We start from the raw sequence: 19,525 nt of genomic DNA, 5'->3' as shown, positions 1-19,525 counted from the left end.
GAGGTGTCGATTTGAGGCAGCACCGTTCGACTTACTAACAAAGGGAAACAAGGGAGGTATACCCAGATCGTACTAAACGATAAAAATTTTTGGCGAGGTGTCGATTTGAGGCAGCACCGTTCGACTTACTAACAAAGGGAAACAAGGGAGGTATACCCAGATCGTACTAAACGATAAAAATTTTTGGCGGAGTGTCGATTTGAGTTAGCACCGTTCGACTTACTAACAAAGGGAAGTAACAACGGGAAATAAAGGAGGCAACCCGATGAAATATTTGCTGCTGATTTACCTGGAAGAAAATGCCCTGAGCCAAACCGAACGGGAACATTGTTATGTAGAATCCGCGCAACTGGCACAACAACTCAACTCGAAGGGGCAGTATCTCGCAACCGCCCCACTCCATCCTGTGGCAACTGCAACCAGCGTTCGGGTGCGCGACGGCAAACCACTAATAACTGACGGGCCGTTTGCAGAAACTCGCGAACAATTGGGCGGTTTTTTTCTGATTAATGCTCAGAATCTCGACGAAGCGATCGCGATCGCCGCGAGGATTCCAGGCGCGCACATCGGCACCGTTGAAATTCGGCCTGTGATTGAAGTTGCAGGCTTGCCAGAAAATTTGTAACTGCACTCAACCTCAACCCAAAAGGAGAAATTCCAATGACAACTAAAAGCGCGATCGCAACTAACGAAGGTCAGATTCGCCAACTAATTGCCGAGCAACAACGCGCTATCTGCGCCAAGGATGTTGAGCAAATCATGTCCCACTATGCCAACGAGATTATCGTCTTCGATGTTAAACCTCCTTTCCAAACCCAAGGGAAAGATGCTTGGCGTCAAGTGTGGAAAGAATGTTTGCCTTACTTCCCCGACACCTTTGAGATTGAAACACGAGACCTGAAGATTACCGTCAGCGAAGACTTAGCGGTTGCACATTGGCTATTTCGCTTCACAGGAACCCAAGACCATCCGGCAATGCAGACCTGGATGCGCGTCACCGCTGTCTGCCAGAAAAATCAAGGCGAATGGCAGATATTACACGAACATCTCTCGGTTCCATTCGATCCAGAGACCTCTCAAGCTGTATTCACGCTCAACCCATAGCCCAATCTACTGAGCCAACGCCATGAAACTCAATCCTTATCTGATGTTCAACGGCAACTGTGAGGCAGCGTTCAAGTTCTACGAACACTGTCTTGGCGGCAAAATTGTCATGATGATGACCCACGGAGATGCACCCTCAGCCGAGCATATACCTGCCGAATGGCATGACAAAATCATGCACGTCTGCCTCGATCTGGGCGATCGCCTCTTGATGGGGTCTGACAGTCCGCCTGGATATTTTGAAACACCCCAAGGCTTTTACGTGCAAATCAGCGTTGACGAGCCAGCGGAGGCAGAACGCATCTTTCATATCCTGGCAGAAAACGGAAAAGTGAAGATGCCGATCAATCAAACCTTTTGGTCTGTCCGCTTTGGTATGTTGGTCGATCAATTCGGTATTCCGTGGATGGTCAATTGCCAGAAAACTGCTTGATTTATGGGGAGGTGCTTATGGGCATCTTCCCTGTAAAACCTCAGCCCTTTTTCGCCGATCTTTGACTGTGAAATAATTCAAAAAAAGAACCCATGAGTACTCAAATTTTTGTTAATCTGCCAGTTAAAAACCTCAATCAATCGATCGAGTTCTTTACTCAACTCGGCTTTGAGTTTAATTCTCAATTTACTGACGAAACTGCCACCTGTATGATTGTGTCCGAAAACATTTTCGTTATGCTCTTGACCTATGAAAAGTTTAAGACGTTTACTCCCAAAGAAATTTGTGATGCCACAAAAAACACAGAAGTGCTTGTGTGTTTATCTTCTGATAGCCGAGAACAAGTTGATGAAATGATTCGCAAGGCTGTCGCCGCTGGTGGAACAACCTACAATGAACCGCAAGATCACGGTTTTATGTATGGACATGGATTTGCTGACTTAGATGGCCACATTTGGGAAATTATCTACATGGAGCCAAGCGCAATAAATCAAGGTTGATTGCAGACATTTAAATAATACTGCAAGGCAAAATCCAAAATTACAGCTATTTTCAAATAAACAGACCACGCGGTAGGGGCGCAAGGCCTTGCATTGGTGTCAACTTAACGTGAAAGCCAGCCTAGAACCAGTTTTTACATATTGTCTCGTTTGTCTCAGTCTCGTTCCCAGTCGGAGACTGGGAATGCTGTCCTAGAGGCTCCGCCTCCCTTGCTGGCGGCAGAGCCGCAATTGAAGTGCATTTCCAGCCCAGAGCCTGGAAACGAGATTTAAACTCTTTCCCCCTGCTCCCCTGCCGTTTCAATGATAAGTCTTTAACCGGACACGATATAAGGGGTAAAGGGGAAAGGATGTATTCAAAACCTTTCCCCTTTCCCCTTTCCCCTTTAACCGAACCGTATTGAAATCACTCCTACCTTCTTCAAATCACTCTTTGCCGCACATGTCGCCCATCAAACCCTTGCTTAATCCAATTCAGACATTCATATTCAGATTTGAATAACTTTGGAGCTGCAATATTATTTAATAACTCTGGTGGGTAATGGTCATAAAAGTATTTGTCTCCTTCTTGGAAGATAATAATCAAATTGTTCCGATAAACATAGCGAGACTTAAAACTATCCCCCCGATGAACAAACTCGGAATTTTTATCGATATGCTCTTTAGCAATATCAATGATGTTACTAACGTCACTTCCATAGATTTCTGCTGGATTTTCTGCTTTATGAAATTTGCTTTTGTGCCCAATTTCAGATAGCATTTTATACGAATAAATTTCGTAATTATCCGCCTTGCCAAAAACAAATGGAATGATGAGATATCCTTTATATGAGACTGAATTTTCATAAAGAAGACGACTCATCTCAACCTCCTTTGATGGAACTACTCTAAAAAATTTTCTTTAACAGAAAAGTATTACAACCCCAATTATCTACTAAATACGATCACCATAAACTGAGTTGATTGGGGGGATGCTCAAGGTTATTCCAAGGTAGGGGTGGAATTGGTGTACCACTCTGTTCCAATAGCTGTTGGAAGTGACGGGCTGTGCTGGGCGATCGCGCTTCTATTGGACAATGGACAAAGAAATAAATTCGCACTCCCATTTGTAACCATTGCTGAATCTGCCTTACCCACTCTTCCATAAATGGCTGATTCACTGATAAATTCGGATGAGAAATAAACCGAATCAGAGTAAAAGGTGCTGTCACACTCAATTGCAATGGTAATTTAGGTTTTCGCCGTTCCGATTGCAACTGAGGGTCATCATCTCCAGTGTAAATCGGGCGCGAGTCTAACAGTACTCGTCCGACACTTAACTTTTCTAAAAGCGCCGTCAAATTACTAGCATGGGGTTCCTTGAACCAGTCGGGATGCCGAACTTCCACCGCTAGGGGTGCTTCTGTACGCGGCCAAGCTTCCAGAAAGTTGGACAAATCGTCAAGTAATGCAGGTGCATAACTGGGTGGTAACTGGGCAAAAATTGGGCCAAGATGCTTACCTAAAGGGCGCATCCCCTCCAGAAATTTTAAAGCAGCTGGAATATAAGGTTTTAGCAACCCTTGATGGGTAATATCTCGCGGTAATTTTAGACAAAATTCGAAACCTGCTGGTGTTTCGGCAGCCCAACGAGTTACAGTTTCTTGGTTAGGCACGGCATAAAAGGTAGTGTTACCTTCTACAGTGGTGAAGCGACGACTGTAGAGATTCAGAAAATCGGCAGTGCGAGTGCCTTGGGGATAGAGTTCGCCTACCCAACCTTTATATGCCCAAACAGCACAACCGATAAAAAAGTTCACAATGCCTAAAAGCCTTGATGTATCATATTCAATTTTACACGCAGGTTGTAGGGATAGATAAAGCTAGGTCAGATTCCCGACTTGTAAAAAAAAAATACAGATTTTTTATCAAAATGCTTGATTGCTTTCTCATTTCAGTAGATTCAGCAAGCAAAAAGGCATATTGCTTTCTCAAAATGCTTGATTGCTTTCTCATTTCGGTAGATTCAGCAAGCAAAAAGGCATATTGCTTTCTCAAAATGCTTGATTGCTTTCTGATTTCAGTAGATTCAGCAAGCAAAAAGGCATATTGCTTTCTGATTTCGGTAGATTCAGCAAACAAAAAGGCATATTGCTTTCTCTTTTCAGTAGATCGCGTACTCATTGTAGTGTTTTAGGCAAGCAAACAGGCATATAGCAGTTTTCAAGTGGATTGTATAGGAGTGATTTATGCACCAATACGTTTCAGTTAAGGGTTATTAGTCTGGATAATTGGTTTTTTAAGACGCGATAAATCGCGTCTCTACATGAGGGTTTTGGTGTTATGGCGCAACCTCAGTTATTAGACTTCTTGCATAAGTCGGGAAAAGGGTAAGGGGGAAGGGGAAAAGGTTCTGTATTGTCCCCTTCCCCTTTAACCTTTACCCTTTTCCCCCTCTTGCAAAAAGCACTTTTGCAAGAGGTCTATTGATAAATTGAACCATCAGGCATAATTGCCCCTGCTAAGTTAGTCCCAACTAATTTAACCAAAAGACGCTCACCAGAGCGAATCCGCGCTCCCGTCAAGTCGGCTCCTCGCAAGTCGGCTCCACTGAGATCCGCTCCAATCAAATTAGCAGCGCGTAAATTCGCTTCCCTGAGATCGGCTAAAAGTAGATTTGCCCGAAATAAATTTGCTTCAGATAAATTTGCACCTCTGAGGTTGACTTTGTGCATAAAGGTATCGCTGAGATTAGCACCGCTCAAATTGGCATAACTTAGATTTCTGCCAGATAAGTCTTTATTGCTCAAATTTGCTCGACTGTAGTCTTTGCCACTCAAGTCTGAGTTTTGCTTTGGTGGTTTCTGGATTGTTTGAGATGGTTTTTCCTGTTGAGGTGGCGGTGAGTGATGTGTGGTTTGATGTTTGGTTTTTAGAGAACGCAACTTTTCACGAGCTTCATTTATGGCTTTCAGCTTGTCTTGTGCTTTCTGCTGTAAACGGAGATTGTCTTTGGGAATGCGATCGGGATGCCAAACAAAGACTAAATCTTTGTAAGCCTGGTTCACTTCTTCAAGTGTTGCTCCAGGCTCTAATTCCAAAACTCTATAGTACCGCTCCAGATCGCTCATACGATATTTTGGTGGACAATCAACTTAATTATGAGTGATGGAGTCATTTATACGCTGCATCATTTGTTATGGATTATGGGGCTTTGGGAAAGGGAGGGGGCAGCACTTCGGCTACGCTCAGTGAACCAAGGGGCAGGAGGGAGGGGGTAGCACTTCGGCTATGCTCAGTGGGCAGGGGGCTGAAGTTTTTAATTTTTAATTTTTAATTGATTTCTCATCTTCCCATCTCTCCATTTCTCCATCGAGCGATCGCTCTAAAATATGCTGCAACTGGAATCTGATAGACTTCAATATAAATCCAAACAATAATTGATAAATGTGATAGGAAGGTTAATATCGTCCAAATATATGGCATCCAGGTAATGGGTTCTTTCAGATTAGCAGGAAAATAGTAAGCTACTATGCCAATTAGAGTGGTGGGAAGAATTATAAAAACTGCTGCTGCTATTCCATAACCCCAACCTAGTTCCACACCTTCCAACTGGCCTTCTGTCCAACTAAACCCGTTCCAACGCCAAGTTAAAGGTGGTTGCCTAGAAGGCATCTTGATTTGCTGTTGCTCTAAGTTGACTGTAAAAATCTCTTGGCAAAAGTCACAAGCCATAGCTTCCATCAATGGCATGTGAGAAATCTTACCTATTCGACAGACTGGGCAGGGGTAAGCTCCATAATAGTCGAAAGATTGGGTTAAGATTTTGGAACTGGGCATAATGAGACTGATGATCCTAAAAAATTGATCTGGTCAATGAGGACTTGGGTAATAATGTATGGCGGTTGTCAATTCCTGCAATCAGCTTTCGCAAAATGAAATCATAAGTCAGGAGAATTATATATTTTAACTTCTCAATCCTGGCTTTTTCTTCTGAGGTTATATAACTATCGTCATGTCTAATCACAAGCCGCTTTTTTCGTCTACGCAAATAAGCAACTAGTAAAATCAGAACAGGGCGTGATTTTGAATTGTGCAAAGCGTTATTAGTCTTAATCCCCAGAGTTGTACTGAGTCTATCGCTTTTTTATAGTTTGTGCAGGTCTTGACAAAGCTGACTCTTCCTGCTAGGTTTACATTAGACAGGTATATTTTTTAATTTTCCAGCAAAAAGCCCGCAAATGCTTAACACAAATTCCTACTTTTATTTTTGGTTTAAGGTGGTTCACCGGGGGTGAATTAAGTTTCCTGATGGAAACCGCCCGGTGAACCGCAGAGCAAACTCTGCGGTTTTTGTTTTTTTAAGGAGAATTTCATTGTCATGACTTATTTCATTAGTTGGTTTTATGGCTTTTACTTTTGGCCCAGAATAAATTCCGGGTAAATAGCGTCATGCCAATGAATCAGAACGCGCCCGGAACTCTTGGTTTCGGGCTTTTTTGTTGTTATCGGAGGCTGAGGAGTGGAAAACACTCTTATCCCAATGCCCAATACTTAATTTTTCAGGAGAATATAACCATGATTAATGCCAAACTGGCTGCACAAGCCCATCTCAACCACCAGACAATCGTTAAAATCTCGAAAGAAGTCGCTTTCGGCGGTGAAGAATTGGTAATTATCGGCGGCCCCTGCACTGTTGAAAGCTTAGAACAAATGGAGATAGTCGCCCAAAGGCTATCTACTGCATCAGTACAGGGGTTGCGTGGCGGTGTCTACAAACCCCGCACATCTCCCTACGCTTTCCAAGGTATGGGAGAGTCAGGATTAGAGATTTTAGCTAGGGTGCGATCGCATTACAATATGCCAGTTGTCACGGAGGTAATGTCAATTTCCCAGATTGAAGTAGTCGCCGCTCACGCTGATATGCTGCAAGTTGGTAGCCGCAATATGCAAAACTTTGATTTGCTCAAAGCTTTGGGACAAGCTGGCAAACCAATACTACTCAAACGTGGTTTAGCAGCGACTATTGAAGAATTTGTCATGGCTGCTGAATATATCCTTAGCCACGGGAATCCTGATGTGGTGTTGTGCGAAAGAGGTATCCGCAGTTTCGACGATTACACCCGTAACGTCTTAGATTTAGGGGCAGTGGCGGCACTCAAGCAAATAACTCACTTACCTGTAATTGTAGATCCTTCCCATGCTGTCGGGAAACGGGAGTTGGTAGCACCTGTAGCTAGGGCTGCGATCGCTTGCGGTGCAGATGGATTAATTATTGAATGTCACCCAGAACCAGAAAAATCTGTTTCTGATGCCCGTCAAGCACTTTCTTTAGAAGATATGGTGCATTTAGTTGCTAGTTTAAAGCCTGTAGCAACAGCTGTTGGGCGTAGTATATCAAATGTTGGGGCGGGTTTGGAACCTGCCCCGATTTTTTGGGCTGCTTAAATTTCAGCTTCAAGCGATCGCTTCAATGTCTCAGTCAAAATATTTCTTTTGGCTTAAAGATAAATAGCGATCGCTTTTGTAAAATAAACTTGTTACTTCAGCTATTCCATTTGTTCTCATTCTATATATAAATCTAACTTATCCTTTTAACAAATAAGACTATTTGATTTTATTCTCCAAGTCGTTTTATCCTGAAATCAGTAGATATTTTAACTTTTGCTAAATCGTCTAAAGAAGTTTTAGTATACCGATCTTTCAACTCTGAGAATCTAAAGAAGGACAATAACTAAATGGTAGAGCAGCAGATTGATTGCCCCATCAAGCCTAAGACAAGTGCGATGATCATGAAACTTTTTCAAATCACTCTAGTGGTCTTAGTACTTTTGATCAACTTAGCAGTTGCTTTCCCCTCTTGGGCAGACAGCACGCCTTCTTTAACTAGCAATCCTAACAACTTTCAAGTTGGGCAAAAAGTGATTTGGCTTTACAAGCCGCGCACAGATTCTGGCGATGTCCAAAGAATTCCTGCCGAAATAGTCAAGTTAAGTTCCAAGCAAGTGCAAATCAAGGTTTACAAACATAACAACGAATTTGTCAACCGTTGGGTGAATCCAAACAAGCTTGAGAATTCGACAAAAATTAAATAGTCAGTAGTCATTTGTCCTTTGTCATTTGTGATTACAAAGGACAAATGACTAATGATAGCTAACAGAAAAATATTTCAGAAATTATTTAGGACTGCTATAGTTAAAACTCCCTTATGTGGCTTTCGTTTTCATAATTAGGATCTTCAGTACCAAGCAATTTGTCCCAGAACGTAAAATACAAACCGTAGTGTACTTTATACTTGCGATGATGTATGGAATGATGCATAGAACCAATAAGCCACCTTCCAATCCAGTAACTTTTAGATGAGGAGGGAAATAGCTCAAATCCGAGATGGGTAAACACTGCCCATACTGTCATAGTTATAAGTGCGGCAACTAAGGTGACGAAATGCAGCGGAACTATGAAGCTTACACCTACAAAAAAAAGTGCTTGTACGATCGCTTCTGGTAAGTCGAAGGCAGAGGAACTCCAGGGCGTTGGCTCTCCTGAACGATGGTGTCCATAATGCATCCATCTAAAAATTCGAGGGTGGTGAAAGATCCGATGGATAAAATAAAAGTAAGTATCCTGAAGAATTAGCACTGCAATAAAGCTAACTATTAAATACCACAGTCCGTATTTCCAGATGTCAGCATATAACAGTGTTGCTCCTAAATTATACTCTGAGATCATAAACGCTCCAGAAATAGCAAAAACTACTGTGGAGATTACTGATAATTCAATATCCTTTTTAATGGAACAACTCATCAACGGTTTCAAACGCAAACTTTTGTTGGCGAGAGACTTCCCTAAAACTAAATAAAAGAGCAAGTATGCTCCGCCAGCAATCAGAAAGTATCGGGCAAGAGTGATGCCGAAGAAGAAAAAGCAATAATACCAAAATGAGTGGTTCGTCAATTAGACCCATCCGTAATATTAATTTGGTGAAATGAAAATGCTGATTATGTCCAATTGTTTTGGTTTTCATTACCAAAAATAACCAAATTAAGATTTAATTTGTTAATCGACAAAATCCACTGTTTATTTTACAGCATCAAGTAGTTCAGATAATATATATTAAATTTTATTAATAAAATTTAAACTAATTTTATCGCATAGATATAAATATAAATTATGACTATTTATAAAAAAGGTTATCGCTCAATTTAAATTGTAGTAAATAGCTAAATTTTGGAACCAAGTTACAATTTCTTTAAGTCGTTCGTTTATATTCTATATTTCAACAACAATTGAATTTATTTTGACCCATTGTGTTCTTTAACACCTAAAAAAACTTTTAAATCACTTTTCTGTTAATACGCTTGGGTTAAGGGCTAATGGCAAAAATTTTGGGTTTTGGAGACGCGATAAATCGCCGTCTCTACAAGTGTTTTTGTCTTATCTGAACTGTATTGACTTTTCCCTATGTCTACTTTTTATAAATTAATTTGCTATGGATTTTGTTCTACTTTTCTAAACTCCAGCCTAACGCTACTGCTACTTCAGTAGCTAATTCTAGAGGATTGAATGGTTTAGCGATCGCACTAATCATTCCCATCTGATTATAGCGACGGCGATCGGAAGCCTGGATTTTAGCAGTTAACAAAATTACTGGAATCGCTTTGGTTAATGGATTGGCTTGTAACTTTTCAAAGGTTGTGATGCCATCCATCTCTGGCATCATCACATCTAGTAAAATTGCATCTGGTTGGTAAGTCTCAGCTTTAATTATGCCCTCTTGACCGGAACTTGCAGTCATTACTTTCCAGCCTGCGACTGTTTCCAAGCAAATCTTGGCAACTTCTTGAATATACTGCTCGTTATCAACCACTAGAATTTGCTTTGTTGTCATCACTGCTATCCTCTTGTTGGTTCAGGGTAATTCCCTGAAGTAACTTCATCAGCCGTTGTTCAAATTCCTTGGTAGTCACACGCCCGTTGCTCAAAAATTCTGTATCTGGACTTTGTTGGCTATTTGTAGTTTGCTCGTAACTATTATGAATCATGGAGATGTTGGAAGAGTCTTCTAAATCAGTATTTTGGAAAGCCCTAAATAATGGCAGAGTGATGTAAAAAGTGCTACCTTCACCTAATACACTTTCAGCCCAGATGCGTCCGCCGTGTTGTTGCATAATGCTCTTGCAAATTGCCAAACCTAAACCAGTCCCATCATGGTTACGTGAATCTGAAGAGTCAACTTGTTGAAAGCGCTCAAAGATACTCTCAAGTTTGTCTGTTGGAATACCGCGTCCGGTATCTTTGACTGTCAACAAAACTTCATTCCCTTGGTGTTGCGCCCCCAACCAAACCGTGGATCCAGCAGATGAGAATTTAATGGCGTTACTCAATAGATTGGTCAATGTTTGGACAATGCGATCGCAATCTGCCAATACTTGGCCAGATAGGGCAGAAACAGATACTTTCACTCCTGCTTTGTCAGCCAGAGGCTGCATGACATTTACTGCTTGAACGATCAAGTCAACAATGTTGCAGATTTCTGGTTCCATCTTCGCCTTACCCGACTCAATCCGCTCAATGTCTAGGATGTCGTTGATTAAACGTACTAGGCGTTCGCTGCTATCAGTCGCAATTTGCAGTAGGCGTTTTCCCTGCTCTGAGTCTGTCGGTAGCAAACCACTGGCTAGCATTCCTAGAGAGCCGTGAATCGAAGTTAAAGGTGTGCGGAGTTCATGACTAACAACAGAGACAAATTCATCTTTCATGCGTTCAATTTGTTTGCGCTCTGTGATATCTCGTAAAATAACCGTATAAAATATTTCCTCACTCATTTCTATTTTGGAGATGGAAGCCTCCGCTGGAAATTCAGTACCATCCTTGCGGCGTCCATAGATTTCACGCCGTTCTCCCATCCGACGGGCAACATTGGGAGATTGGCCAAAGTCAACCACATGTTGACGATGGGCTTGAAAAAAACGCTGCGGTAAGAGTAAATCAAGTCCTTGTCCAATCACTTCCTGGGCCGAGTAGCCGAAAATCTTCTCTGCTCCTTGATTAAACAAAGTGATGCTTTGGAACCCGTTAATGGAAATAATTGCATCATCAGCAATATCTAAAATTCGTGCAAATCGGGCTTGAGAGAACCGCAATTCTCCCTGTGTCCGTTGACGTTCATCAAGTTGTGACTGCAACTGTTGATTCACCCGAATTAACTCAGCAGTGCGCTCTGCTACTCGCAATTCCAGTTCGTTGATCGCTTGTAAATTGAGAGATGAGGGGAATGAGGGAGACAAGGGAGAATTTACTTCTTCTGCTCCCCCTGCTCCCCCTGCTTCTCTGCTCCTCTCCCCCCCTGCCCCTCTCCCTCCCTGCACGACACGCTGCCTCAATTTCATCCGTTCTAAACGATTGACGATCCGGGTTACTAGTTCTGGCCCCACAATGGGCTTACTTACAAAGTCATCAGCACCAACGCTAAAAACTTGATTTACCATTTCGGCATCGCTATGCACAGTGAGGAATAGAATGGGTAGCTCACACCAGCGCGAATCGTTGCGTACTAATTGGCAAAGTTCTATACCATTTGTATAAGGCAATTCCACATCCAGAATCAGCATATCTGGCGTAACTACTTCCAAGGTTTCCCAGAACTGACGCGGATCTTCAAGAGCGATCGCTTTTAGTCCCCAAGGACTAAGTAAGATTTGTAAAAATGCCTGAATTTGCGGATCGTCATCCACAACCAATATTTTTGTTTCTGCATGGAGGTCATTTTGCAGTGGTTGTGTAACTGCTTCTAAAACCTGTGGGGTTGGTGATGCAGATATTGCCGCAGCTTCGTTTCCGTCAATTTCTCGACGCAATAACTTTACCCAAATTTCGAGGTTGCTAATCTCAGATTGACTCAAGGTTTGATCGGAACTCAGTAACAGTTCGATATTGCGTGCCAATTTTGAGCCAAGAGGCAAGCTAAAAGTACCTAAAGATCCCGCCAAGGTGTGCGCCTCTTTGGCTGCAAGCGATCGCAAATCGAGATTTAAACTATTTTGATTTAAAGTTGCGATCGCTTCCTCTAGAACCCTCACCTGCTCATCTACCCGCCCTTGAAATCGTTGCCAAATTTCCGCAACTGCCATTAATGTTTGCTGTTGTGATTTGAGATTGGGAACCAAGGATTTTTCACGCCCCTCCGCCCCTCGGTCACTGAGCGTAGCCGTTGGCGTGGTCACTGAGCGTAGTCGAAGTGCAGCCTCTCGTAGAGAAGTGGTGCCCCTCTGCTCCTCGGTCACTGAGCGTAGCCGAAGTGCTGCCCCCCTGCCCTTCTCCTCCTCTGCCAGTAATTTCAGCCGATAGCCAATACCGTAAACTGTTTCAACCAAATCATTGGGCGCTCCTACAGCTTTGAGTTTGTGTCGTAACCCTTTGATATGGGTGCGAACAGCTTCTTCTTGTGGAGTGTCTTCATAACACCAAAGATGTTCTAAAATCATGCCGCAGCTAAACACTCGGCGAGTATTTCGCAAGAATAGTTCTAACAGAGCATACTCTTTGGGAGTAAGTGGCAGCAGATTTCCAGCATAGGTTGCTTCACAGCTACTAGGATCTAGCCGCAACCCACCATATTCCAGCACAGGTTGCGAGGTTACGCCTTTACGACGCAACAGTGCCCGAACACGAGCAATTAACTCTTCTGCATCAAAGGGTTTAACTACGTAGTCATCTGCGCCTGCATCTAATCCGATCGCTTTTTCATGACTACTATCGCACCCTGTAAGTAACAATATTGGCATTTGCAAACCACTAGACCGGATTTGACGACAAAGACTAATGCCATCCAGCTTGGGCAACACTACATCTAGGAGGATTAAATCATAATCGTAAGTTTGAATAAAATTCCAAGCAGTATCTCCATCAGTGGCAACTTCAACCGCATAGTTTTGGTTAGTTAAAACCGTGGTGAGTGAATATGCACTTAACTCGTCATCTTCGACAACTAAAATTTTCATGTTAAAATCTTTCCAACTTAAAATGGATATAACAGATAACAATTAATAAACTTAAATTGGCAAGTTTAAGATAATATCAGTATTTAATTTTAAAACATCTTCCAAAAGGTTTATATTTGCAGATCAAAATCATTAACAAATATCAATATTGATTAATTTTAATTGGATTTTCTAGCTATCTGCTAAAGAGCAGATGGTATGGAGAAAAGAAGCATTTTCCAGACACTAGCTTTATACTACCTTACTTACAAGTTTTTCTAGTACAGAGAAGGCTCAGATCCCGAACTTTTTCAAGAAGCCGCTCCAGTTCCCCTTCTCCTACTGTTGGGAGAATGAGTTAGGGGATGATGACCCTGATAACTTGGCTGTCTTCCAATACTTGTCGGTTAAGGGGAAAAGGGTAAAGGGGAAAGGGGAAAGAAAAAACCTTTACCCTTTACCCTTTACCCTTTAACCTTTTCCCCAAACCCAATGCCGAGTTAAAAATACTTAACCGAGCAGTATTGGGCTGTCTTCCTGTCAGCGTTGCAATGGATATCGCTACAATTTCACCACTGGAATTAATCCAGATACAGAACAGATGCTACCTCTATTTAATCCACGCTAGCAAAAGAAGTCTGACCACTTTATTTGGTCAGCAGATGGTCTAACAATTATTGGCATTACTTCTGTAAGACGAGCTACAAGTAATCGTTTAGACCTCAATGATGAACGTCATAATGAAGGCTCTATTGTCAAAGCTCGTCGTCTTTGGATCAAAGGTGGTTGGCATCCACTTGATGAAGACCCGCAACAAGTAAAAAAGTATCGATCGCTAAAATAACAGAAATCGCACCTGTAAACTGTTATAGAATTTTTAGCCGCCAATTCATCCCGCATTTGTGCAACGCCGAGCATTTTAGTTATGTAGAGAATCTCATAGTAGAACAGTGGTAATCAGTAGCTATAGTTCAGCATTGAACCTTTGAAGCTCGATGTTGACCTTCTGAGGCTCAATGTTGACCTTCTGAGGCTCAATGTTGACCTTCTGAGGCTCAATGTTGACCTTCTGAGGCTCAATGTTGACCTTCTGAGGCTCGATGTTGACCTTCTGAGGCTCGATGTTGACCTTCTGAGGCTCGATGTTGACCTTCTGAGGCTCGATGTTGACCTTCTGAGGCTCGATGTTGACCTTCTAAGGCTCAATGTTGACCTTCTGAGACTCAACTAACAAATATATCTAACCATTCCTGAATTTACAGGGGTGAGGCTGTAGTAAAATTTGCTCACCTCTGTAAAGTGGAACATGGCTTTAGACTTCTCCGGTCAAAATCTTCGAGGACGCAACTTCAAAGGTAGACAAGACCTTGCGGGTGCAAACTTTAGCTATGCCGACATCCGAGGGGCAAACTTCACCAATGCTAATTTAACAGGTGCAAACTTCAGCCATGCCCAAAGGGGACTGCAACGCCGCTGGGCAATTTTCCTAGTTCTTGTCTCCTGGCTGTTGTCGGGAATATCTGAATTGTTATGGGCTTTCAACGGTTACTTGGTGTTGTCAATATTTGACAAGTTTACAAAGTACCAGATCGTAGGCTGGACTACTTTATTCGTATTGATTGTCTTTTTCTTTGTCACAATTCGCCAAGGAATAGTAGCTGGTTTAAGAGCCGTCTCCGTCTCCGTCTTCTTCGCTGTTACCGTCGCCTTCGCCTTCGCTTTCGCCAGAGCCTTCGCCTTCATCTTTGCCTTCGATGGAGCAGTCGCCGTCGCCATCTCCTTTGCCGGAACCTTCGCCGGAGCCTTCGCCGTCTCCTTGGGCGGAGCTTTCGCGGTCTTCTTTGCCTTCGCTTTCGCGGTCTTCTTAGCTGTCTCCTTCGCCGTCTCCTTTGCCGGAGCCTTCGCTCTCGCTGGAGCCTTTGCTGTCGCCGGAACATTATTTAGTATCTACATCGGTAGGCGAGCCATGAAAGAAGACGAAAAATATTCCTTGATTCGTAATTTGGCTGTCAACTTTGCTGCAACAGGAGGTACAAGTTTTCGTGGTGCTAATTTAACCAACGCTGATTTCACCAAAGCCACGCTCAAAAGTACAGATTTCCGCAAGACTATCCTGACTAATACTTGTTGGCATCAAACCAAAATGCTTGACCGCGTTCGCCCTGGCTCAACTTACCTTGAGAAATTACAAATCCGCGAATTGCTAGTTACAGGACAGGGACAGGATAAAAACTTTAACCGTGAAAATCTGCGGGGTATCAACTTACAAAAAGCTAACCTAGCAGATGCCAGTTTTATTGGCGCTGATCTCAGTGAAGCCAACTTGCAAGATGCCGATTTGTCAAGAGCAAAGCTGAAGCAAACCCAACTAGACGGCACAGATTTAACAGGTGCAACACTCACAGGCGCATACATCGAAGATTGGGGCATTACAAATACAACCAAATTGCATGGGGTAAGGTGTGAATATATCTTCATGCGTTTACCCACCAAAAAAGACCCCGACCCCCTCCGCAAACCTGATAATAAACAAGAGGTATTTGCAGACGGGGATTTTGCCGACTTTATCAAGCCAATTTTTGACACCCTCGACCTTTACCATAATCAAGGCGTTGACCCCCGCGCTGTTGCCATAGCCTTCAAAAACCTTGCTGAAAAACATCCCGAAGCAGAGTTAGAAATCGTGGCAATGGAGAAACGCGGCGATGATAAAATCTTGCTCAGAGCCAAAACCGCCGCAGGTAGCGATAAATCTCAACTGAGTGCAGAATATTTTGATGATTATAATCAACTCAAAGCTTTATCGCAGAGTCAGCAATTATTGCTGGTAGAAAAAGATAAGCGCATTATTAGTTTAGAAAATATGGTAGATACTGCTCTCAAGCAGCCGAAATTTTATACTCAAGGAGATACAAATATGTCTGATATCAGTGGCATCAATATTCAAGGTAGCAGTAATGTTAGCGGTATCGCTGGCAATAATTCTATTGCTAATCTAGGAAGCATTAGCGGTAATGTGAGTATTGCCCTCAATCAGTTACCTGATGCAACCGATGCCGAGAAACCAGGAATCAAAGAATTATTGTCGCAGTTGCAAGATGCGATCGTACAATCCACATATTTGTCAGAAGAAGACAAAGCCGAAGCGCTAGAACAGGTGAACACTTTGGCAGAAGCGGGTAAAAATCCTCAAGAATCCACCAAGCAAAAGACGGCGAAAACTGCAATCACCATGTTGAAAGGGATATTTACAGGCTTACCTGCTGTTGCTTCTCTGGTGGAAGCGGGTAATAAATTACTACCTGCGATCGCAAAACTATTCGGTTTGGGATAAGGGCGTTGTTCCAGCAAAGATACGATCAATACTAGTAACTCTGCTGGAATTAAACCCGATGTCTTTAACTGAAGAAATTCTTTCCCAATTACCCGGCGATGTTTTAGGAGGGTTGCACCAAGGCGATCGCATCTTAACATCTCTGCGCGAAAAGACTGCACCAGTACCAACGCTAGTTAAAGAAAGTCAACAGCCTTTAGGCGATACCGACTTTGATGTAATTATCTGCGGTGGCACTTTAGGCATTTTAATTGGTTGCGCTTTGGCAGTAAAGGGATTGCGGGTAGCGTTGCTGGAACGGGGAATTTTGCGGGGGAGGGAACAAGAGTGGAATATTTCTCGCAAAGAATTAGATGTATTTGTAGAATTGAACTTACTAACTGAGGAAGAATTAGAGAGTGCGATCGCCACTCAATATAACCCAGCGCGAGTTAGTTTTGCTGGCGGTACAGAAGTTTGGGTAGAGGATGTCTTGAATATCGGCGTAGATCCAGTTTATCTACTCGCTACCTTGAAAACCCGATTTCTCGCCGCAGGTGGAAAGTTGTTAGAAAACACACCCTTTACCGAAGCGGTAGTTCATCCAGATGGGGTGATGGTAAATAACCAATTCAAAACTCGCTTATTAATCGACGCGATGGGGCATTTTTCACCCATCAGCCAACAAGCACGCCAAGGCAAAAAACCAGATGCGCTGTGTTTAGTTGTGGGAAGTTGCGCTCAAGGTTTTCCAGAAAATAACTCAGGCGATTTATTATTATCATTCACATCCTTGCAGAATCAATGCCAGTATTTCTGGGAAGCTTTTCCAGCCAGGGATGGCAGAACCACTTACTTGTTTACTTATATGGATGCAGAACCTCAACGTTTGAGTTTAGAAGCTTTATTTGAGGAATATCTGCGTCTTTTACCAGAATATCAGGGAGTGGAGTTGAGCAAACTGAAATTTCAGCGGGCACTATTTGGTTTCTTTCCCACCTATCGCCAAAGTCCGTTAAAAACTCCTTGGAGTCGCATTCTACCAGCCGGAGATAGCAGTGGTAGTCAATCTCCCTTGAGTTTTGGTGGTTTTGGGGCAATGGTGCGTCACCTGAAGCGTTTAACTTATGGCATTTCCGAAGCGCTAGAAACAGAACAATTATCTGCAAAAGCCTTAGCATTGCTGCAACCCTATCAGCCGAGTTTGACTGTTACCTGGTTATTTCAAAGGGCGATGAGTGTTGGTGTAAATCAGAAAATTGCCCCAGATCAAATTAACCAATTACTCTCGGCAGTATTTCAGGAAATGCAACAGTTAGGTACACCAGTGTTAAAACCATTTTTACAAGATATCGTGCAATTTTCGGCACTAACGCAAACACTGTTAAAAACTGGTTTATATCATCCTGGAATAGTTGCCAAGATAATTCCGCAAGTAGGTTTGGCAAGTTTGCTAGATTGGATGTTACATTACAGTAATTTAGGTGTATACACTGCCTTGTTTTCGCTAAGTCCAATGCTAGAAACATGGATTAAGAATCAACCAAAAGAACAACAATATTATTGGCATCGTTTGATTGATGCTTGGAAGTATGGTTCTGGCGGTGATTACTCAGATGAAACTTAGAATAATATCGGTGTGAGGATAACATGATTGAACGGAAATCATCAGGAATCAAATACTTTGCAGTGCTGATTGGATTCCTGCGCGATCGCCAAGGATTTCTAGAGGAAATTCGCCAAGGTACGAGATTACCAAATAAAATCATTTCTTTGCTAGTTTGCAGTTCCTTATTTATCGCCGCTTATGGCGGAATCATTGGTGCATATCATAGTTGGATGCAAGCTTTGTCTTCCGCCATTAAACTCCCAGCCCTTTATTTAATCACACTTTTGATTTGCATCCCGACGTTGTTCTTTGCGAACATTATTTTTGGCTCAAAACGGAGTTTTGCCCAGCATTTAGCATTAGTTTTAACTGCGGTTTCAGTCACCAGCGTACTTTTATTTAGCTTTGCCCCAATCACGCTGTTTTTCTTAATTACCACCAATAATTACCAATTTTTAATTCTGTTAAATGTCTTTATCTTTGCAATCACTGGATTTATTGGTATTTCGTCTTTATATCAAGCCACGAGTTTAGTTTTAGAACAAGATGATGAAGGTAGTAAAACCCGCCAAAAGATTTTACAATTTTGGCTATTTCTTTATGCTTTCGTAGGCAGTCAGCTAGGATGGACTCTCAGACCGTTTTTTGGCACACCTGGTTCTGTCTTTGAACTATTCCGCGAAAGAGAAGGTAATTTCTATTTAAGCGTGATTAAATCTCTTAGCTATCTCTTTGGATTCCGTTAATTAGTCATTAGTAATTCCACAAAATATACAACCTAAAAAAAATATGCTGAAAAAGCAAAATCGCGGAATTCAACAATTTGGTGTTTTGGTTAATTTACTGCGCGATCGCCAGTCATTCTTAGAAGAAATTCGTTTGGGAGTCAGATTACAAAATAAAATCAGTTCTCTGTTCGTAACTAGTTCTATATTTTTTGCCCTTTATGGAGCAATTATCGGTGCATCCCACAGTTGGGGACAGGCATTATCGGGTGCTATTAAGCTTCCGGTATTCTATTTAATCACGCTGATTATTTGTTTCCCGACGTTGTTCTTTTTTAATGTTTTGTTTGGTTCTCGGAGCAGTATTTTACAGCATTTCGTTGTATTACTTACATCTGTATCAGTGATTAGCGTACTTTTATTTAGCTTGGCACCAGTTACGCTATTTTTTCTAATCACTACACCCGATTCTTATCAATTTTTTAAACTGCTGAATGTATTTATTTTTGGTATTACAGGCGTATTTGGCGTGAAGTTCCTATATGAAGGAATGCAATTACTTTCTCAACAAGATGAAGTTGGTAAAAAAACCCGCACCACTATTTTAAGATCCTGGTTATTGCTTTATGCCTTTGTTGGTATGCAGTTAGGATGGTTTCTCAGACCGTTTTTTGGTGCGCCTGACTCTAAATTTGAGTTGTTTCGGGCAGTGAAAGGCAACTTTTATTTGGATATTGTAACGGCGATTTCCGAAATTTTAGGTTTACGTTAATCTCAGAAAAAGATAATTATTCTAGTTCTCAGTGACAACTAGTAGTTAAAAGTTTCCTCGTTCCCAGGCTGCTGCCTGGGAATGCATTCATTGAGTCTCTGACTCAATATA

At 42.2% G+C, this 19,525-nt stretch carries 19 protein-coding genes; 11 read left to right on the top strand and 8 right to left on the bottom strand.

The features are described from left to right. The first annotated feature begins 265 nt into the window (after positions 1 to 265). The 4 genes from V7K53_RS16365 to V7K53_RS16350 all read left to right on the top strand — a co-directional run bounded on the left by V7K53_RS16365 (position 266) and on the right by V7K53_RS16350 (position 2,037). Complete coding sequence (locus V7K53_RS16365) at positions 266 to 625, top strand: YciI family protein (RefSeq protein WP_335198555.1); 360 nt, start codon at positions 266 to 268, stop codon at positions 623 to 625. A gap of 35 nt (positions 626 to 660) precedes the next feature. Continuing rightward, entirely contained in the window at positions 661 to 1,104 is a 444-nt protein-coding gene (locus V7K53_RS16360; RefSeq protein ID WP_335198554.1) for a YybH family protein, read from the top strand. Between the two features lie 22 nt (positions 1,105 to 1,126). Next, positions 1,127 to 1,537, top strand: a complete 411-nt coding sequence (locus V7K53_RS16355; RefSeq protein ID WP_335198553.1) for a VOC family protein — start codon at positions 1,127 to 1,129, stop codon at positions 1,535 to 1,537. 92 nt (positions 1,538 to 1,629) lie between these two features. Next, complete coding sequence (locus V7K53_RS16350; protein ID WP_335198552.1) at positions 1,630 to 2,037, top strand: VOC family protein; 408 nt, start codon at positions 1,630 to 1,632, stop codon at positions 2,035 to 2,037. A 421-nt stretch (positions 2,038 to 2,458) separates the two neighbouring features. Here V7K53_RS16350 and V7K53_RS16345 read toward each other — a convergent pair whose 3' ends face one another. The 5 genes from V7K53_RS16345 to V7K53_RS16325 all read right to left on the bottom strand — a co-directional run bounded on the left by V7K53_RS16345 (position 2,459) and on the right by V7K53_RS16325 (position 5,856). After that, a complete protein-coding gene (locus tag V7K53_RS16345) occupies positions 2,459 to 2,899 on the bottom strand; it encodes a hypothetical protein (RefSeq protein WP_335192949.1) in 441 nt (146 codons plus the stop codon). Positions 2,900 to 2,981: 82 nt separating this feature from the next. After that, positions 2,982 to 3,836, bottom strand: a complete 855-nt coding sequence (locus tag V7K53_RS16340) for a DUF72 domain-containing protein (RefSeq protein WP_335198551.1) — start codon at positions 3,834 to 3,836, stop codon at positions 2,982 to 2,984. A 34-nt stretch (positions 3,837 to 3,870) separates the two neighbouring features. Further along, positions 3,871 to 4,158: a hypothetical protein gene (locus tag V7K53_RS16335; protein ID WP_335198550.1), complete on the bottom strand. Its 288-nt coding sequence runs from the start codon at positions 4,156 to 4,158 to the stop codon at positions 3,871 to 3,873. A 341-nt stretch (positions 4,159 to 4,499) separates the two neighbouring features. After that, positions 4,500 to 5,147, bottom strand: a complete 648-nt coding sequence (locus V7K53_RS16330; protein ID WP_094347732.1) for a pentapeptide repeat-containing protein — start codon at positions 5,145 to 5,147, stop codon at positions 4,500 to 4,502. A gap of 214 nt (positions 5,148 to 5,361) precedes the next feature. Further along, positions 5,362 to 5,856, bottom strand: a complete 495-nt coding sequence (locus V7K53_RS16325; RefSeq protein ID WP_335198549.1) for a hypothetical protein — start codon at positions 5,854 to 5,856, stop codon at positions 5,362 to 5,364. Between the two features lie 738 nt (positions 5,857 to 6,594). Between V7K53_RS16325 and aroF the strand changes: the two genes are divergently transcribed. Next, positions 6,595 to 7,464 carry a 3-deoxy-7-phosphoheptulonate synthase gene (gene aroF / locus V7K53_RS16320; protein WP_335198548.1) on the top strand — a complete coding sequence of 290 codons (870 nt, stop codon included), beginning with the start codon at positions 6,595 to 6,597 and terminating at the stop codon, positions 7,462 to 7,464. 290 nt (positions 7,465 to 7,754) lie between these two features. Continuing rightward, the gene (locus V7K53_RS16315) at positions 7,755 to 8,111 is read left to right on the top strand and encodes a hypothetical protein (RefSeq protein WP_335198547.1); all 357 of its coding nucleotides are present in this window, start codon (positions 7,755 to 7,757) and stop codon (positions 8,109 to 8,111) included. 100 nt (positions 8,112 to 8,211) lie between these two features. Here the strand turns inward: V7K53_RS16315 and V7K53_RS16310 are convergent, their stop codons facing one another. The 3 genes from V7K53_RS16310 to V7K53_RS16300 all read right to left on the bottom strand — a co-directional run bounded on the left by V7K53_RS16310 (position 8,212) and on the right by V7K53_RS16300 (position 13,016). Beyond that, complete coding sequence (locus V7K53_RS16310; RefSeq protein ID WP_335198546.1) at positions 8,212 to 8,970, bottom strand: sterol desaturase family protein; 759 nt, start codon at positions 8,968 to 8,970, stop codon at positions 8,212 to 8,214. Between the two features lie 547 nt (positions 8,971 to 9,517). Further along, complete coding sequence (locus V7K53_RS16305) at positions 9,518 to 9,904, bottom strand: response regulator (RefSeq protein ID WP_335198545.1); 387 nt, start codon at positions 9,902 to 9,904, stop codon at positions 9,518 to 9,520. Continuing rightward, positions 9,876 to 13,016 (bottom strand): response regulator, encoded by a 3,141-nt coding sequence (locus tag V7K53_RS16300; RefSeq protein ID WP_335198544.1) that lies wholly within the window; start codon positions 13,014 to 13,016, stop codon positions 9,876 to 9,878. The genes V7K53_RS16305 and V7K53_RS16300 overlap by 29 nt, the downstream gene beginning before the upstream one ends. 964 nt (positions 13,017 to 13,980) lie before the next feature. Here V7K53_RS16300 and V7K53_RS16295 point away from each other — a divergent pair. The 5 genes from V7K53_RS16295 to V7K53_RS16275 all read left to right on the top strand — a co-directional run bounded on the left by V7K53_RS16295 (position 13,981) and on the right by V7K53_RS16275 (position 19,414). Further along, on the top strand, positions 13,981 to 14,226 hold the full coding sequence (locus V7K53_RS16295) for a hypothetical protein (RefSeq protein ID WP_335198543.1): 246 nt from the start codon (positions 13,981 to 13,983) through the stop codon (positions 14,224 to 14,226). A gap of 75 nt (positions 14,227 to 14,301) precedes the next feature. After that, entirely contained in the window at positions 14,302 to 16,329 is a 2,028-nt protein-coding gene (locus tag V7K53_RS16290) for a pentapeptide repeat-containing protein (RefSeq protein ID WP_335198542.1), read from the top strand. 58 nt (positions 16,330 to 16,387) lie between these two features. Further along, positions 16,388 to 17,935, top strand: a complete 1,548-nt coding sequence (locus V7K53_RS16285; RefSeq protein WP_335198541.1) for an FAD-binding oxidoreductase — start codon at positions 16,388 to 16,390, stop codon at positions 17,933 to 17,935. Positions 17,936 to 17,958: 23 nt separating this feature from the next. Beyond that, complete coding sequence (locus V7K53_RS16280; RefSeq protein ID WP_322675335.1) at positions 17,959 to 18,663, top strand: actin-binding WH2 domain-containing protein; 705 nt, start codon at positions 17,959 to 17,961, stop codon at positions 18,661 to 18,663. Between the two features lie 43 nt (positions 18,664 to 18,706). Next, positions 18,707 to 19,414 (top strand): actin-binding WH2 domain-containing protein, encoded by a 708-nt coding sequence (locus V7K53_RS16275; RefSeq protein WP_335198540.1) that lies wholly within the window; start codon positions 18,707 to 18,709, stop codon positions 19,412 to 19,414. The last annotated feature ends 111 nt before the right edge of the window (positions 19,415 to 19,525 follow it).

The organism is Nostoc sp., assembly GCF_036917355.1.
Lineage (GTDB): Bacteria > Cyanobacteriota > Cyanobacteriia > Cyanobacteriales > Nostocaceae > Nostoc.
The sequence above is the reverse complement of the archived record's forward strand: the minus strand, read 5'-3'. Positions and strand labels throughout refer to the sequence as shown.

Excerpts from the sequence above, each read along its gene's own strand:
- V7K53_RS16345 (WP_335192949.1), bottom strand. The coding sequence starts at position 2,899 with ATGAGTCGTCTTCTTTATGAAAATTCAGTCTCATATAAAGGATATCTC.
- aroF (WP_335198548.1), top strand. The coding sequence starts at position 6,595 with ATGATTAATGCCAAACTGGCTGCACAAGCCCATCTCAACCACCAGACA.
- V7K53_RS16300 (WP_335198544.1), bottom strand. The coding sequence starts at position 13,016 with ATGAAAATTTTAGTTGTCGAAGATGACGAGTTAAGTGCATATTCACTC.
- V7K53_RS16355 (WP_335198553.1), top strand. The coding sequence starts at position 1,127 with ATGAAACTCAATCCTTATCTGATGTTCAACGGCAACTGTGAGGCAGCG.
- V7K53_RS16305 (WP_335198545.1), bottom strand. The coding sequence starts at position 9,904 with ATGACAACAAAGCAAATTCTAGTGGTTGATAACGAGCAGTATATTCAA.
- V7K53_RS16330 (WP_094347732.1), bottom strand. The coding sequence starts at position 5,147 with ATGAGCGATCTGGAGCGGTACTATAGAGTTTTGGAATTAGAGCCTGGA.
- V7K53_RS16285 (WP_335198541.1), top strand. The coding sequence starts at position 16,388 with ATGTCTTTAACTGAAGAAATTCTTTCCCAATTACCCGGCGATGTTTTA.
- V7K53_RS16365 (WP_335198555.1), top strand. The coding sequence starts at position 266 with ATGAAATATTTGCTGCTGATTTACCTGGAAGAAAATGCCCTGAGCCAA.
- V7K53_RS16325 (WP_335198549.1), bottom strand. The coding sequence starts at position 5,856 with ATGCCCAGTTCCAAAATCTTAACCCAATCTTTCGACTATTATGGAGCT.
- V7K53_RS16290 (WP_335198542.1), top strand. The coding sequence starts at position 14,302 with ATGGCTTTAGACTTCTCCGGTCAAAATCTTCGAGGACGCAACTTCAAA.
- V7K53_RS16350 (WP_335198552.1), top strand. The coding sequence starts at position 1,630 with ATGAGTACTCAAATTTTTGTTAATCTGCCAGTTAAAAACCTCAATCAA.
- V7K53_RS16315 (WP_335198547.1), top strand. The coding sequence starts at position 7,755 with ATGGTAGAGCAGCAGATTGATTGCCCCATCAAGCCTAAGACAAGTGCG.
- V7K53_RS16360 (WP_335198554.1), top strand. The coding sequence starts at position 661 with ATGACAACTAAAAGCGCGATCGCAACTAACGAAGGTCAGATTCGCCAA.
- V7K53_RS16275 (WP_335198540.1), top strand. The coding sequence starts at position 18,707 with ATGCTGAAAAAGCAAAATCGCGGAATTCAACAATTTGGTGTTTTGGTT.
- V7K53_RS16280 (WP_322675335.1), top strand. The coding sequence starts at position 17,959 with ATGATTGAACGGAAATCATCAGGAATCAAATACTTTGCAGTGCTGATT.